Raw genomic sequence first — 16,710 nt, forward strand, 5'->3', positions numbered from 1 at the left:
ACCTCTTTTTTTATCATTTTATGTTTTGTTTAGCCTAGTTAGGAGTAACACTACCTGCTTCTGTAACAGTAAAACTAAATTTATCAGCAATAGTTTCAGAAATTGATTGCAATTTCGCTGGAGTCACATCCCATAAACCATTAGTCCCTCCCATTAATTGATCAATAAATGCCTGCACTTCAGTTCTTGTAAAGTATGGAGCATTACTACCCGATCTTCTTGTAAACTGTAAACTGTAGATAAACCCATACCCTTCTGACAAATCATGAAAAGCACTTGCATAATCGATTGTAGTTTCTTCTAAGCTATTTTTACCTTGTTGTAAATAATATACTGCTCTTATTGCAATGATTTCAGAAATCTTTTCTCTAATAATAGCTGCTTGCTGATCACGTATTGTATAATTTTTAGCTACAATAGCCGCTCTACCCAATTTAAACGCATCGTAAATATCATCTGCTATACCAGCAAAATCAGCATCTCCTTCTACTCTACCAATATATTTATTTAGAAAACTATCATCATCTCCAATTGTAGGGTTAGGATTTGCTGGATTTACAGAAGCACCGTATAAATATCCATAAGCTTCATCCCATTTGTGTTCCATAGTAGTATATGGTTTCCCATCTGCTACAACTCCATCATTATTATTAGCTACGTTATCAGCTTCATCAAGAACGGCAGTTCCTAAATAGTTATTTAATGCCTGATCAGTCATCAAAGCGCCTATCAAACTTTTTGCAAAGGCTTGATTATACTCTAATCCCTTAGCGTTTACATATCTATCAGATCCTCCTCCAGCTTCTTGAAGAACTCCAGAATTACCTGCCGTAGCAGTTACAGCCCAATTAGGAAAAACTTCATCAACCTGTCCTTTTATCCAAGCATCAAAATCCGCTTTGATTGCAGCTGCATCTGTAGCATTAGCAGAAAAATAATCAGCACTTGCAGCAGTCTTACTTCTTACACTTTTATCAGAAGAATTTAAATCAGCATCTTCGAAATCATCGACATTTTCCTGATGATCAAACATAGCATCAATAATAGCTTCAGTACTTGTATTATCTGTAAATTCGCTAATAATGACTTCCGCCATTGCTATCCTAGTAGTTTGACCACTAAAACTTACTGTACTTTCTCCGTCACGCAGAAATTCATATGTAGCGGGAGCTTCTACCTGAACAATTGGTGCATCATCATCTGAAGAGCATGAACTTAAAATAATAGTTCCTGATATGCATATAATATTGATTAGACTTTTTACCTTCATTGCTTTGTTTTATTTAGACTTAATATAAATAGTTCCTAATTTCGAATGCAAATATATGTATCAAAACATATTTTACAAACTTTATTTATACTAAATCTAAATAAACATTAAATTTAACAATTAGATAATCCAATTACTCCAAAAGAAAAGCAATTCTAAAATACACATATACAATAGAGTAGAATTCTTATAGAATCATTTACTACAAGTATTTATTTAGAAGTATATTTTTTTCTAAGCTCTTTTGTCCAATTGATCAGCAGTTCCATCTCTTCTTTTTCTAAATCTCCATGAATCCATGTATAAGAGGAAAGTGGCATTTCTCCTTCCTCGACTTCTTCAATTAGCTCGTCTAACTTATGATCTTTCTTTTTATCTGAATATTGTTCCCAATCGGACATATTAAAATGCTCCCTCCCTTCCTCTACATGATGATCTAACCAATAAGACACTGGTACTATTTCTGCATACCAAGGATAAATTGTTTGATTACTATGACAATCATAACAATTGTTTTTTAATATCTCTTTTACTTGAGAAGTTGGTTTAGTTTCATTTTCGAAATAAGCAACTGACTCATAACCTGATTCATTCTTATCAGGTCTTATAAATTGCATAATTACTACTACTAACAACAATAATAAACCTACTTTTTTTAAAATACTTTTCATTCTATCAATTTATCTATTAGTGATACTTAGTAAATATTTTGGTTGCTTCATTATGAGCTGATTCAAAACTCATCATCTTAACATTAGTATCTGCTTTTTCGGCTGTAAAGTAAGATAGCATGCGCTCAGTTGGCATATTACCAGTTAACTCATCCTTTGCCATTGGACATCCGCCAAACCCCTGTATTGCTCCATCAAATCTTCTACAACCAGCTTTATAAGCAGCATCTACTTTTTCATGCCAACTTGTGGGAGTTGTATGCAAATGCGCTCCGAACTCTATATCGGGATATTTTGGGATCAAATTTGCATATAAGTATTCTATAATCTCAGGATTGGATGTACCAACCGTATCAGACAAGGATAAAATCTTCACTCCCATAGTATTTAATTTCTCTGTCCAATCTCCAACAATCTCTACATTCCAAGGATCTCCATAAGGATTACCAAAACCCATGGAAAGATACGCTACTACTTCTTTATTTGACCTATCGGCAATGTTGAGAATTTCTTGTAATGTTTCTACAGATTCTGCAATTGTTTTGTGCGTATTACGCATTTGGAAATTCTCAGAAATCGAAAAAGGATATCCCAAATAATCAATTTCTTTATGTTGCGCTGCATCATTCGCCCCACGAACATTGGCTATAATCGCCAATAGTTTACTTTCTGTTGTCGACAAATCTAACTGAGATAGAACCTCGGCAGTATCCACCATCTGTGGAATAGCTTTAGGAGACACAAAACTGCCAAAATCTATAGTATCAAATCCACAACGAAGCAGCGATTGTATATATTGAACTTTTTTTTCTGTTGGAATAAAGTCCTTGATACCTTGCATAGCATCTCTTGGACATTCAATGATTTTTATTTTTTCGGCCATGTATCAGCGTTGGTCTGAAAGAAATTTAATTAAGAGTATAAAAATATGATTATTTTTCAGAAAAGAGGATAAAAATTCCGATTCCGATAAAGACTATGATCTGTAACCATTTTAGAAGTACTCCTACTTTAGAATTCTCTTTTACATAATCAGAAATATACCCAGCCATCACAGCTATTAAACCAAAAATAAAAAATGAAACTAGTATAAACAGAAATCCCAAAATATAAAACTGGGTTACATTACTTAATTCTTTACTAAATAAAAACCCAGGAAAAAATGCTAGAAAGAATATGGATACTTTAGGGTTTAATACATTCATAATAAACCCTTGTCTAAACAACTGTCCTAAGCTCTTTTTCTCTACATTATCTCCATTTAATTGAATAGCCCCATCACTTCTCCAAACCTTATAAGCCAAAAAAAATAAATATAATGCCCCCAAAAGTTTTATGATGAAAAATAATAATTCGCTTTGTTTAATAATCACGGATACTCCAAAAGCAACCAAGGTAGTATGCACCAAACATCCAGACATTAAACCTACTACCGTAGCTAAGCCGAACTTTTTTCCATTAACAATGCTTTGCATTAATACATAAATATTATCCGGCCCCGGAGAGATTGCCAAAGCAGAGGTAGCAATTACAAAAGTGTATAAAATTTCAAAATTCATTTGTACTTTTTTGTAAGGTTTTATATAAACAACCGACAGCTCAAAAGTATACATATCATTTTAAAACCAGTTCATAATAAATTATTATTGAATAATTAGGGTTATTGTTCATTCAACTGTTTAAAGTATACAACACAAATCCAAATAACCAATAACCACACAAATGGAAAAGCTTATTCTAAAAACTACACTATTATTTCTTTCTTTAACAACTTTTGGCCAGACAACAGCTACCTACGATATTATTTTTACTAGTAATTGGGAAGCTCATGGCTCATTGCCAGGTAATGCTCATTTTACTGAATTAGTAGGTGCTGCACATAATAGCAATGTTACTTTTCTTGAAATGGGTGGTCTAGCTACTAATGGTGTAACACAAGTTGCAGAAACTGGTGCTTTCGGCACTTTTAACTCAGAAGTTATAAATGCAATAAACGCTAATAATGCTGATCAATTTATTGAAGGTCCTAGTTTATTTTTTACAGGATCTGGCAGAACTATAACCATAAGCGATATTACTATAAATTCTGACTACCCTTTAATTAGTCTTGCTTCAATGATTGCTCCAAGTCCTGATTGGATAATTGCAGTAAATAGTGTTTCCTTATTGGATAATGGAGGACAATGGATCCCAGAAATTACACTAGATCTATATGCCTATGATGCAGGAACTGAAAATGGAACTGGTTATAGTTTAAATAATCCAGCTACAGTTCCTCAAGAAACCATATCAAGTTTACGAGGAATTGCTCCTTTTTCATCCGAAAAAATTGGAACTATTGTTTTTACACAAAAACGACTTAGCATACAAAATTTTGATAATCTAAAGGATGCTATTACCATTTCTCCTAATCCAAGCAATGGAAACATATCAATATCATCTTCGAAAACTGCTACAGTAGAAGAAATTCAAGTTTATAATGTTTTAGGAAAACAAGTGAGACGTTATGATTTTAAAGAAAGTAATGCAAACATTAACTTAGACCTCACTAATCTTAATTCTGGGATTTATCTAGTCAGACTTCATACAAAACTTGGAAAAACTGAAACTCAAAAAATAATTTTGAGATAGTATATTTTATAATCCTTTTTTGATTACTGCTTTATTAATATCCTTAATCAATTTTGGTCCTTCATAAATAAAACCAGTATAGATTTGTACAAGGCTTGCTCCTGCTTCTAATTTTCCTAAAGCATCAGAGGCAGAATGAATACCACCTACCCCTATAATCGGAAAAGACTTATTGCTTTTATCCGATAAATACTTGATCACTTCGGTGCTCCTATTTTTTATAGGCTGACCGCTCAAACCTCCATTACCGATAGCATCTAACTGCTCTTTTGAAGCTTTTAAACCATCTCTAAACGTTGAAGTATTGCTAGCAATAACACCGTCAAGTTTTGTTTCATTCACTAATTCTATGATTTCATCAAGTTGACTGTTATTCAAATCCGGTGCAATTTTTAACACAATAGGTTTTTGGCTTGGAAATGTAATATTTGCTTTCTGAACAGCCCTAATCAACTCCAACAAATAGTCTTTATCATTTAACTTAGCATGACTACTTACATTAGGACAACTTACATTAAGAACAAAATAATCTACATACGGATGTAAAGCATTAAAGCATTCTAAATAATCACTTGTATAATCCTCTGGAGCGGTATCCGTATTCTTACCAATATTTCCACCTATTATAAGCTTTCCTTTGTTCTTCTTTAACTGCTCGATTGCCGCTTCCAGACCTTCGTTATTAAATCCCATTCGATTAATAATCGCGCTATCCTCTTTAAGCCTAAACAATCTTTTTTTAGGATTTCCCTCCTGCCCTCTAGGAGTTACTGTACCAATTTCAATAAAACCAAAACCAAAATTAGCTAATTCATTATAGAGCACTGCATTTTTATCAAATCCTGCAGCAAGTCCAACCGGATTTTTAAATTTTAACCCAAAAACCTCTCGCTCTAATACTGGGTTTTTCACAAGGTATAAACTTCTAAAAATTGATGAGATGAATGGAATTTTAGACATAATCCTGATCGCCTTAAACGTAAAGTGATGCACTGTTTCAGGATCATATTTGAATAAAATTGGACGGACAAGCGATTTATACATTGAAAGATTCTTTTGCTATGCAAAAATAAGTCTTAACAGGTTCTAATAAAAGTGTATGAATGTGTATTTTTGAAATCTTCAGACTAAAAAACACACCGCTATGATTCCAAAAAATCACATTATTGACAGATTTGTTAGTTACGTTACTATAGATACCGAAAGCGATCCGAATAGCAACACCACTCCCAGCTCTATGAAACAATGGGACCTGGCAAATAAATTAGTAGAAGAGTTAAAATCAATCGGTCTGGAAGAAGTTACTATTGATGAAAATGCTTACATCATGGCAACCTTACCATCTAATATAGACCATGAAGTACCTACTATAGGCTTTATTTCGCATTTCGATACTACTCCAGATTTTACTGGAGCAAATGTGAATCCACAAATTATTGAATCCTATGACGGAAAAGATATTATCCTTAACAAAGAGGAAAATATTATATTGTCTCCGGATTATTTTGAAGATTTAAAGCTTTACAAAGGACAAACGTTAATTACCACAGACGGAACTACACTTCTGGGAGCTGATGATAAAGCGGGTATTGCTGAGATCATTTCAGCTATGGAATACCTTGTTCAGCATCCAGAAATCAAACATGGAAAAATCCGTATTGGTTTTACTCCAGATGAAGAAATTGGTAGAGGTGCTCATAAATTTGATGTCAAAAAATTTGGAGCTGCATGGGCCTATACCATGGATGGTAGCCAAATTGGAGAGCTAGAATATGAAAATTTTAATGCTGCAGGTGCTGTGGTTACTGTAAAAGGTAAAATTGTACATCCAGGATATGCCAAGGGTAAAATGATCAACAGCATGTATATCGCTCAGGATTTTATCAATTCTTTACCAAGATTAGAAACTCCGGAACACACTAGTGATCGCGAAGGATTTTTTCATTTACATAATATGACTGGAGAGGTTGAAGAAACTAAACTAGAGTACATCATCAGAGATCACGATAAAAAGCATTTTGAAGCTCGTAAAGAAATGATGATTAAGCTTACGAGCGAACTAAATAAACAGTACGGAAAAGACACTGTAACTACTGAAATCAGTGATCAATACTATAATATGAGAGAAAAAGTGGAGCCTGTAATGCATATTGTAGATATTGCGGAAGAAGCAATGAAAGAGCTTAGTATTACCCCACTTATTAAACCAATTCGTGGTGGTACAGATGGATCGCAATTGAGTTATATGGGACTACCCTGTCCAAATATCTTTGCTGGTGGACATAATTTTCATGGAAGATATGAATATGTGCCTGTAGAAAGTATGATTAAGGCTGTGGAAGTTATTGTAAAAATAGCTGAACTAACTGCGAAGAGATAATCTGTAATTCATCGATATTTCATCACTTTTAACGATTTTGCATTTTTTTCTTATTTACAAACAGAAACCATTAACCTGATATAGTAGTAGATTTATGTGATAACTATTTAATCACTATAAACATAAATCATGCAAACTACAGACAAGGTTGTAGATATAGCCGTATCGACAACTACAGAAACAGGAGGAACAATTATGAGTTCTCTAGGAGGTTTTTTTAATTCTATACAAGAAGGAGTTGGTCAATATGGACTAAAAATTGTTGGAGGAATTGTAGCATTAATAATTGGGCTTTGGATTATCAAACTCATCATGAGGGCTATTAAAAAAGGATTCGATAAGAGTAAAGTAGACGGCACTTTAAAACCATTCCTAGTCACTTTAGTAAATTTCTTATTAAAAGTATTATTATTTATTTCTATAGCGGGTATTGTGGGTATTCCTACAGCTACTTTTGCAGCTTTATTAGCAGCCGTTGGATTAGCTATCGGGGGCGCTTTTAATGGTTCTCTGGGCCATATGGCAGCCGGAGTAATGCTACTAGTTTTCAGACCATTTAAAGTCGGTGATCTCATAGAAACAGGGGGTAAACTTGGATTTGTAAAAGAAATTTCTGTATTCGTTACAGTTTTAGAAACTTTCCAAAATAAAACAGAAATTATTCCGAATGGAGCTATTACTGCAGGGACAATCACCAACCTAACAACTATTGGAAATTTAAGAGTAGATATGCCTTTCGGAATTCAATACGGCACTGATATCGAAAAAGCAAAACAAATTGTAATGGATGTCATGAAAGCTGATAAAAATGTAATGGAAGACCCTGCTCCTAGAGTTGCTGTAAATAATTTAGGAGCTAATGGCGTAGAGTTATTAGCATTACCTTATTCTAGTTGCGAAGATTATTGGGATGTATATTGGGACACTCGACAGAAGATTGTTGAAGCACTTGGCAAGGCGGATTATGCTGCTCCTCTACCACAGCGAATTATAACCATGAAATCATAATCAACAGAAAATTTATTCCACAAAAAAAGCGTCGTATTAAATTAATACGACGCTTTTTATTTTGTAAGCTGATGATTACTTCTTTTTCTCAGCAGGTGGTGGTGCATTTAATTTCTGACTCATTTCTAACGAAATAGCAGATTTATCAAATGTTAACTTACCTGATCCTGTTTCAATAATAACAGCATTACTTTTTTCACTGAAGTCAAAAACTTTTCCGTGAAGACCACTTTTTGTTACAATGCGATCTCCTTTTTTAAGTTCTGCAGCGAATTTCTTCTCCTTTTTTGCCTTTTGCATTTGTGGTCGTATCATAAAAAAATACATCACTACAAATATCAAAAGTATAAAAGGTAATTGTCCTCCAAATCCTTCCATAAAAATTACTCGCTTACTGGAGTTCCGCTTACTGGTTTAGCTTTTGGAGTTACCATTGCCTTAATCTTAAGGATTTCTTTTCCTGCTTCAGTGTTAGCAGTAATAGTAACTTGTTTGTTTTGAGCGTTTGGTTTACCGTTAGAATTAAACTTTACTAACATAGATCCAGTAGCTCCAGGAGCAACAGGTTCTTTTGTCCACTCAGGAACAGTACATCCACAACTTCCTTTTGCATTAACGATTACTAATGGTGCTTTACCAGTGTTAGTAAATGTAAATGTATGCTCTACCACATCACCTTCATTGATTGTTCCAAAATCGTGTTCAGTTTGATCAAAGTTCATTACAGGGAAATCTGTATTCTTTGCATCACGATCTGCAGCGTCTGCTACATTTTCTTCTTTAACTTTTTCTGCTGCATTATCTTTACAAGACATAAATGTCAAAGCAAAAACACCAGCTAAAATCAAGATTCCTTTTTTCATTACTTGGGTTTTTAATTAATTGAGGGTTAAAAATACTATTTTTTTTGAACTACATAAGACCACGGCCAACTTTATTTAATTTACCGTTTTCTTGATATTCTTTAGATATTTTGTCTAATATACCGTTGATAAAGATACTACTCTTTGGTGTACTATATTCCTTGGCAATCTCTAAATATTCGTTAATTGTTACTTTTACAGGGATAGACGGGAATTTCTGAAACTCGCAAATTGCCATTTTAATCACCGCTTTGTCTAATTCTGCGATTCTATCCTTATCCCAATTAGGAGTTCTACCTTCTATTTCTTTTGCAAATTCCACTCCATTAAGCGCGGTCTTTCTAAAAATATCTTTTGCAAACTTTTTATCATCTGCATCTTTATACAATCTAGGTAAGGACATATGCTCATCATGAGTTTGTTTTACCTTTCTTAACATCTTTATAATTCCGGTATTGATTAAAGGTAAATCATCTATCCATGTAAGTCTTTTATCCTCTATATATTCATACAACTTATCATTAGGAGCTACGATTTCTTTGAAAACATCAAGAATAAAATCTTTGTCTTCTTTAAAAGAACTCATTTTTGTACTCATATAGTCAGCATAGAGCTCACTCTCACTTATTTCTTTCCAAAGAATTTTCACATACTCATCATCAAGATCCCAACAGTTCATTTTTTTATGATCCATTGCTTCCTTAAGCTCGATATTTTTTTCTAATAGCGTGAGTAATTCGTTATTAATAAACTTCTGGTTTGGGTTTTTTTCTTCTGAAGTTGCCAAATATTTTTTCTGGCTTTTTTCTAAGAAATCGGTAGCATGTTTTCTTATTTCTACTAGAAGCTGAAGATTTATAAGAAATAAATCATACATCTGTTCAATACTAAAAAGTAAAAACTTTTCTTCTTTATCTAGATTATCACTTTGCGTCTGCTCTAAAGCATAGAGGGACTGCATTACTTTAACTCGGATATGTCTTCTGGTTAACATAAGAAATTACAAAGAACTATTATATTTAAAAAGGCGAAAGTGTATATCACTTTCGCCCTGCAAAAATACTATTATTTTTATTCTACCAATTCTAAAATTTACTTTTTATGACGTAAATTTCACACAAATCTATTTATTGCTTTTTTTTGGCAGCAATTCTTTCATCCGCAATACTAACAGCAGCAGTATTTGTAGTCATGCCAGTAGCCTTTGCTTTGTTCAAAATATCTAATGTAGTATTATAGATATTTTCAGTTTTAGTTATAATCTGGTCTCTCCCGTATCCTTCAATCTCTGCATATACATTAATGATACCTCCTGCATTGATCAAAAAGTCCGGAGCATATACAATCCCTTTTTCCTGTAATAATGGACCGTGAATATTTTCTGAAGCTAACTGGTTGTTGGCAGCTCCGGCAACAACCTTAACCTTTAGCTTATTAATGGTTTCATCGTTAACCGTAGCTCCTAATGCACAAGGCGCATAGATATCTGCAGTTTCTGCATATAAATCTTCTCCTCTAAATATTTCTACTCCATATGTCTTACTTACTTCATGAAGTCTTTCTTGGTTGATATCTGCAATAATAACATTAGCTCCTTCTTCTGCGGTTAGACGAACAAGCTCTTCTCCTACATGACCAATACCTTGTACTAATATCTTTTTACCTTCTAGGTTATCTGTTCCATAAGCAAATTTAGCTGAGGCTTTCATTCCCATATAAACACCATATGCAGTTACAGGAGATGGGTTTCCTGCTCCACCTTTAGATTCAGAAATCCCGGTTACATAAGGTGTCACTTCACGAACAGTATCCATATCAGAAGTTTCCATACCAACATCTTCTGCCGTGTAGTATTTTCCTCCTAGTGTATGTACAAACTCACCGAAACGTTTCATTAACGCTGGAGTTTTTAAAGTTTTAGGATCCCCAATAATAACAGCTTTTCCACCACCAAGATTCAAACCGGTAATAGCCGCTTTATAGGTCATTCCTCTGGATAATCTTAATACATCATTAAGAGCATCCCATTCGGTATTATAATTATACATTCTAGTCCCTCCTAAAGCTGGTCCTAAAATTGTGTTATGCACCCCAATTATTGCCTTTAATCCTGTATCTTTGTCCTGACAAAAAACAACTTGTTCGTGATCGTTAAAAGACAATTGGCCAAATACAGGAGCCTCTTTTTTTAATTGATTTGCAGTAAGCACTTCGGTTATCATTTTCGGAAATTTTAAAATGTTATAAATTATATAATAGTCAAAATTGAGGTGCTAAAATAATGTATTTTTACGAATTTAAAATTTTTTGTTGTTAAACTTTAAGAATTTGTTAATAATTCAGCTTCTAAAAATCAATACTTTATGCGTGCATTACGCCATCTAAACAAGTACTTTTTTAAATATAAATATCGTCTTATTATCGGTTTTGTAATCACGGTTATAGCAAGAATTTTTGCAGTTGCAGTTCCTAAATTCGTTGGAGACTCTGTGGATGTTGTAGAACAGTACATTAATAAAAGTATTACAGACATTAATGATGTAAAAACAGGATTGATTACCAATATTCTTTTTATTCTGGGATCTGTCTTGATTGCTGCTTTTTTTACTTTTTTAATGCGCCAGACATTTATAGTAGTATCACGATTTATTGAATTTGACTTAAAAAATGAAGTTTTCAGACATTATCAGATTTTGTCACTTAATTTTTATAAAAAAAATAGAACAGGCGATTTAATGAATCGCATCAGTGAAGATGTATCCAAAGTAAGAATGTATGTAGGTCCAGCTATTATGTACAGTGTTAATACGATTACATTATTTATAGTAGTTATTGGTTATATGATTAGTATTGCTCCAGAGCTAACTTTATATACTGTAGCGCCTTTACCTATTCTTTCTATTTCTATCTACAAACTTAGTGTGGCTATACATAAAAGAAGTACCATCGTACAGCAATTTTTATCCAAACTAACCACGTTTACTCAGGAATCATTTAGTGGTATTTCTGTTATCAAAGCTTATGGAATAGAACCACAAACATTAACGAACTTTACAGAGTTATCAAATACCAGCAAAGAGAAGAACATTGATCTGGTAAAAGTACAAGCGCTATTTTTTCCTTTAATGGTATTACTTATTGGTATTAGCAATATTATGGTTATTTATATTGGAGGCAAGCAATATATCAATGGTACAATTCAGGATCTTGGTGTGATTGTAGAATTTATCATTTTTGTTAATATGCTCACCTGGCCAGTCGCTACTGTGGGATGGGTAACTTCTATTATACAACAAGCAGAAGCTTCTCAGGTTAGAATTAATGAGTTCTTAAGTCAGGAACCTGAAATTACAAATACCATTACCAAAAAAACACCTGTAACAGGAAATATTATTTTTGACAATGTCTCTTTTGTCTATGATGATACTAATATCACAGCATTAAAGAACATAAGTTTTGAAATAAATTCAGGACAAACCATTGCCATTATTGGAAAAACTGGTTCTGGAAAATCAACAATTCTGGATTTATTAGGCAGACTATATGATGTTTCTGAGGGAGAGATTAGAATAGATGGAAATCCTATTAGAAATCTAAATTTAGTAAATCTGAGAACATCAATAGGATATGTTCCACAGGATGCTTTCCTGTTTAGCGACTCGATAAGAAATAATATAAAATTCGGAAAAGTAAATGCTACGAATAATGAGGTTTTAGAAGCTGCAAAAAATGCGGTTGTTCACGAAAATATCCAAGGATTTAGTAAGGGGTATGATACGGTTTTAGGAGAAAGAGGGATCACCTTATCCGGGGGACAAAAGCAACGAGTTTCTATTGCTCGAGCAATCATTAAAAATCCATCTATCCTTCTTTTTGATGATTGTTTATCTGCAGTAGATACAGAAACTGAGGAAGAAATTCTCAACAATCTCAATAAAATATCTAAAAATAAGACTACTTTTATTGTGAGTCATAGGGTTTCTACAGTAAGAAATGCAGATAAAATAATTGTTTTAAGCAAAGGGAAAATCATCCAACAAGGCACTCATAATCAACTATTAGACATAGATGGGTATTATAAAGAACTATATTTAAAACAGCTGAGCGAAAAAGAAATTTGATATTTTGTTGTACGATTAACAAATTTTTTAGATTTTTGATTCCATCGTAACAGACTAATTAATTAAGAAATACGGATTATGAGCGATAATGAAATGTTAGAGAAAGAGGAAATTTTCTCAAAAGTTTTAAGAGCAGGAAGAAGAACATATTTCTTTGATGTAAGATCAACAAAAGCTGGAGATTACTATCTTACCATTACAGAGAGTAAAAAATTCACTAATGACGACGGATCTTTTCACTACAAAAAACATAAAATCTATTTATACAAAGAAGACTTTGTTGGGTTTAGTGAAATTTTAGCTGAAATGACTGATTTCATAGTTAATGAAAAAGGTGAAGAAGTTATAAGCGAAAGACATCAAAAAGATTATCAGAAATCTTACGAACAAAATGCCGAAGAATCGATAACTACCAATGAAGAAGTTACCGCTTCTACAGAAAGTTTTACCGATGTAAGCTTTGACGACATATAAGACATAATAACTTATGTTAAACTTATGCAAACCGCTTCAATCTCTGAAGCGGTTTTTTTTATTTTCGATGACTATAAACTCAATACTCGCACAAACAATCTAAAATGAAGCACTTCTTTACTATTATCTTATCCTTATTATTCTTTTCTTCCTTTTCTCAAGAAAACCTATCATTAGATTATTACTTACCAAAAGGAGTGTCTTACAATCCCGAAATCCCAACACCACAAAGTGTTTTAGGATTTGTTCCTGGAAAATGGCACGTAACACACGATAAGCTAGTAGAATACATGAAAGCTTTAGCAGAAGCTTCTCCACGTATCACCTTAGAGGATCGAGGAAAAACTTTTGAAGATCGTCCGATTATCCTTTTAACGATCACTTCAGAAAAAAATCATCAAAACCTTGAAAAAATAAGAACTCAACATCTTCAATTGACGCAAGCTAATGCGAGTACAACAGATATCGCGTCGATGCCAGCAGTTGTATATCAGGGGTTTTCTATTCACGGTAATGAACCAAGTGGATCTAATGCTAGTTTACTTGCTGCATATTATTTAGCCGCAGGGCAAGGAAATGAAATTGACGAACTACTAGATAAAGTCGTAATTTTGTTTGACCCATCATTGAACCCTGATGGTTTACAACGTTTTGCATATTGGGCAAATACGAATAAGAGTAAAAACATAAATACAGACCCTCAGGATCGTGAATATAGTGAAGTATGGCCAGGAGGAAGAACCAATCATTATTGGTTTGATATGAACCGAGATTGGTTACCAGTTCAATTACCCGAATCCAGAGCAAGAATCAAAACTTTTCATAACTGGTACCCAAACATCCTTACCGATCATCACGAGATGGGAACCAATAGCACATTCTTTTTTCAGCCGGGAATACAATCCAGAACCCATCCATTAACACCAAAATTAAATCAAGAACTTACCAAAAAAATCGGAAATTATCATGCCGATGCATTTAATAAAATAGGATCATTATATTATACTGAAGAAAATTTTGATGATTTTTATTATGGAAAGGGATCTACCTTTCCTGATATCAATGGAGGAATTGGTATTCTGTTTGAACAAGGAAGTTCTCGTGGACACGCTCAAGAAAGTGACAATGGTATACTTACCTTTCCTTTTACGATACGAAATCAATTTACAGCAACTCTTTCTACATTAGAGGCTGCAAAATCCATGCGTGTGGAACTACTTCAATACCAAAAGAATTTTTATGCAAATGCAAGAAAAGAAGCACAAAATGGAGCTTATGTTTTTGGTAATGAAAAAGACGCTGCTTCTGCATACCATTTGGCAGAGATTTTAAAACGACATCAAATTAAGTTTTATGATCTAAAAAATGATATGACCTCGGATGGTAAAAAATTCAGAAAAAGGTACAGTTATGTAGTACCCAAAAACCAAAAGCAAAGTCGTTTGATAAAAGCTATGTTTGAGAAAAGAACTACATTTCAGGATAGCTTATTTTATGATGTATCCGCTTGGACATTTCCACTAGCATTTAACTTAGATTATTCTGAAAAATCGGCTACTACGGATTTAGGAAATGAAATTACTGAGTTAAGCTTCAGAAAACCAAAAAATATTATCAAAAGTAATTACGCTTACCTTATGGAATGGCACGAGTACTATACTCCTGCTGTGCTATATAAAATCCTTAATAAAGGATTAAGAGCTAAAGTCGGCATGAAACCATTCTCTGTCGAAAATAAGAACTATGATTATGGAACGATTATGATTCCAATACAAAATCAAAAACTCAACGCCGAAGACATTTATTCATTTTTACAAAAACTTGCTTCAGAAAACCACGTAAATATTACTGGAGTATCCACAGGGCTTACCACTGGGATTGATCTAGGTAGTACACAGTTTAGAGCATTATCCTTACCAAAAATTGCTCTATTTACAGGAAATGGAATTACTCCTTACGACGCTGGTGAGATCTGGCATCTTATGGATCAGCGTTATAACATTCCAATCACGAAACTAAATACAGATTATTTAGAAAGAAGAAATCTATCAAGGTATACACATATAATTTTACCAAATAGTTGGAATCAGTCAATGGATAAAAATGTTATCGATAAACTAAAAACCTGGATCCGAAACGGAGGAACATTAATTGGCTATAGAAACGCTGCTCAATTCTTTAAGAATAACGAACTAATGAAAATTGAATTTTCCAAGCCAGAAAATGACGCTAAAAATATATCTTTCGAACAAAGGCGAGATTTCTTTGGTGCTCAAGTCATTGGTGGAGCAATTTTTCAAGCCAAAACAGATAGATCACATCCTATCAATTTTGGTTACAAAAATGACAAGATAGCTATGTTTAGAAATACTACTTTATTTATCAAAGCTGATAAACAGAGCTACAATAATCCTATTCAATACACAAAATCCCCATTATTAAGCGGATACATTAGCAAAAAGAATTTAGATTCATTATCCGGTACTGTACCCTTTAGACATCAGAGTTTAGGGAGAGGAAACACAATTTTATTCACGGATAATACTAATTTTAGAGCTTTCTGGTATGGAACCAATAAGTTATTGATGAATGCTATTTTCTTTAGTGATGAAATGTAATTGCTTGGAGATTTATGAATACCCATTTAATATTTACCATTCTATTCCTCTGGATGCTATCATCTTGCAAAAGTAATTACGATCAAAATGATCGGTTTATTTTCTTTTTTCATAATCGATTTCTTGAAACCCATGAACTAGATGAACTTCATCCAGAATTTGGGAGAACTGAATACGAGGAAATCATTAGAGAATTTAAAAAAAAAGGGTTCAAGGTTATTAGTGAAAAAAGAAATGGAAATGTGAATGCAAATACATACGCAAACAATATTGTACATCAAATTGACAGTTTATTAAAAAAAGGGATTGATCCTAAAAAAATAACTGTAGTAGGAACTTCGAAAGGTGGATATATTGCTCAATATGTATCAACTTTGGCAAATAATTCTAGTTTAAATTTTGTGTTTATAGCCAGTTTTAGAGATCGTGATATTATTGATATTCCTGAAATTAATTATTGCGGAAATATTTTGACTATTTATGAAAAAACAGATCCATTTGGAGTATCTGCTATAGCAAGAAAAGAAAACTCAACATGTACTATTACACATTTTAAAGAAATTGAACTTACTACAGGAATGGGTCATGGGTTTCTTTTCAAACCATTAAAAGAATGGATAGAGCCTACTATACAATGGGCATCTGAAAAATACGAATGAATTATAATGACATTT

General features: G+C 33.1%; 16 protein-coding genes. 7 read left to right on the plus strand and 9 right to left on the minus strand.

What is annotated here, in order from left to right; translation table 11 throughout:
- Positions 1–34: 34 nt before the first annotated feature.
- The 4 genes from D1818_RS07980 to D1818_RS07995 all read right to left on the minus strand — a co-directional run bounded on the left by D1818_RS07980 (position 35) and on the right by D1818_RS07995 (position 3,500).
- The gene (locus D1818_RS07980) at positions 35–1,270 is read right to left on the minus strand and encodes a DUF4856 domain-containing protein (protein ID WP_118457755.1); all 1,236 of its coding nucleotides are present in this window, start codon (positions 1,268–1,270) and stop codon (positions 35–37) included.
- A gap of 212 nt (positions 1,271–1,482) precedes the next feature.
- Positions 1,483–1,941 carry a heme-binding domain-containing protein gene (locus D1818_RS07985; protein ID WP_118457758.1) on the minus strand — a complete coding sequence of 153 codons (459 nt, stop codon included), beginning with the start codon at positions 1,939–1,941 and terminating at the stop codon, positions 1,483–1,485.
- Between the two features lie 16 nt (positions 1,942–1,957).
- Positions 1,958–2,824 (minus strand): hydroxymethylglutaryl-CoA lyase, encoded by an 867-nt coding sequence (locus D1818_RS07990; RefSeq protein ID WP_118457761.1) that lies wholly within the window; start codon positions 2,822–2,824, stop codon positions 1,958–1,960.
- Between the two features lie 49 nt (positions 2,825–2,873).
- Positions 2,874–3,500 (minus strand): LysE family translocator, encoded by a 627-nt coding sequence (locus D1818_RS07995; RefSeq protein ID WP_118463597.1) that lies wholly within the window; start codon positions 3,498–3,500, stop codon positions 2,874–2,876.
- A gap of 163 nt (positions 3,501–3,663) precedes the next feature.
- Here D1818_RS07995 and D1818_RS08000 point away from each other — a divergent pair, with 163 nt between their 5' ends.
- The gene (locus D1818_RS08000; protein WP_118457763.1) at positions 3,664–4,572 is read left to right on the plus strand and encodes a spondin domain-containing protein; all 909 of its coding nucleotides are present in this window, start codon (positions 3,664–3,666) and stop codon (positions 4,570–4,572) included.
- 6 nt (positions 4,573–4,578) lie between these two features.
- Here D1818_RS08000 and D1818_RS08005 read toward each other — a convergent pair whose 3' ends face one another.
- Positions 4,579–5,616 carry a quinone-dependent dihydroorotate dehydrogenase gene (locus D1818_RS08005; protein ID WP_118457765.1) on the minus strand — a complete coding sequence of 346 codons (1,038 nt, stop codon included), beginning with the start codon at positions 5,614–5,616 and terminating at the stop codon, positions 4,579–4,581.
- A 100-nt stretch (positions 5,617–5,716) separates the two neighbouring features.
- On the opposite strand from D1818_RS08005, the gene pepT reads away from it, so the two are divergent.
- Both pepT and D1818_RS08015 read left to right on the plus strand, forming a co-directional pair.
- Positions 5,717–6,952, plus strand: a complete 1,236-nt coding sequence (pepT, locus tag D1818_RS08010; protein WP_118457767.1) for a peptidase T — start codon at positions 5,717–5,719, stop codon at positions 6,950–6,952.
- A 129-nt stretch (positions 6,953–7,081) separates the two neighbouring features.
- Positions 7,082–7,960 carry a mechanosensitive ion channel family protein gene (locus D1818_RS08015; RefSeq protein ID WP_118457769.1) on the plus strand — a complete coding sequence of 293 codons (879 nt, stop codon included), beginning with the start codon at positions 7,082–7,084 and terminating at the stop codon, positions 7,958–7,960.
- 75 nt (positions 7,961–8,035) lie between these two features.
- Here the strand turns inward: D1818_RS08015 and yajC are convergent, their stop codons facing one another.
- From yajC to D1818_RS08035, 4 genes are all read right to left on the minus strand, one after another.
- A complete protein-coding gene (gene yajC / locus D1818_RS08020) occupies positions 8,036–8,338 on the minus strand; it encodes a preprotein translocase subunit YajC (protein WP_118457771.1) in 303 nt (100 codons plus the stop codon).
- Positions 8,339–8,343: 5 nt separating this feature from the next.
- Entirely contained in the window at positions 8,344–8,823 is a 480-nt protein-coding gene (locus tag D1818_RS08025) for a DUF1573 domain-containing protein (protein ID WP_118457773.1), read from the minus strand.
- A gap of 49 nt (positions 8,824–8,872) precedes the next feature.
- Positions 8,873–9,784 carry a transcription antitermination factor NusB gene (gene nusB, locus D1818_RS08030; protein WP_118457775.1) on the minus strand — a complete coding sequence of 304 codons (912 nt, stop codon included), beginning with the start codon at positions 9,782–9,784 and terminating at the stop codon, positions 8,873–8,875.
- Positions 9,785–9,950: 166 nt separating this feature from the next.
- Positions 9,951–11,045 carry a Glu/Leu/Phe/Val dehydrogenase gene (locus D1818_RS08035; protein WP_118457777.1) on the minus strand — a complete coding sequence of 365 codons (1,095 nt, stop codon included), beginning with the start codon at positions 11,043–11,045 and terminating at the stop codon, positions 9,951–9,953.
- Positions 11,046–11,186: 141 nt separating this feature from the next.
- Between D1818_RS08035 and D1818_RS08040 the strand changes: the two genes are divergently transcribed.
- From D1818_RS08040 to D1818_RS08055, 4 genes are all read left to right on the plus strand, one after another.
- Positions 11,187–12,944, plus strand: a complete 1,758-nt coding sequence (locus tag D1818_RS08040; protein WP_118457779.1) for an ABC transporter ATP-binding protein — start codon at positions 11,187–11,189, stop codon at positions 12,942–12,944.
- A 78-nt stretch (positions 12,945–13,022) separates the two neighbouring features.
- Positions 13,023–13,418, plus strand: coding sequence for a PUR family DNA/RNA-binding protein (locus D1818_RS08045; protein WP_118457781.1), 396 nt, complete (start codon positions 13,023–13,025; stop codon positions 13,416–13,418).
- A 104-nt stretch (positions 13,419–13,522) separates the two neighbouring features.
- Complete coding sequence (locus D1818_RS08050; RefSeq protein WP_118457783.1) at positions 13,523–16,036, plus strand: M14 family metallopeptidase; 2,514 nt, start codon at positions 13,523–13,525, stop codon at positions 16,034–16,036.
- Between the two features lie 14 nt (positions 16,037–16,050).
- Complete coding sequence (locus D1818_RS08055; RefSeq protein ID WP_118457785.1) at positions 16,051–16,695, plus strand: alpha/beta hydrolase; 645 nt, start codon at positions 16,051–16,053, stop codon at positions 16,693–16,695.
- Positions 16,696–16,710: the final 15 nt, after the last annotated feature.

It is taken from the genome of Aquimarina sp. BL5, from assembly GCF_003443675.1.
GTDB lineage: Bacteria > Bacteroidota > Bacteroidia > Flavobacteriales > Flavobacteriaceae > Aquimarina.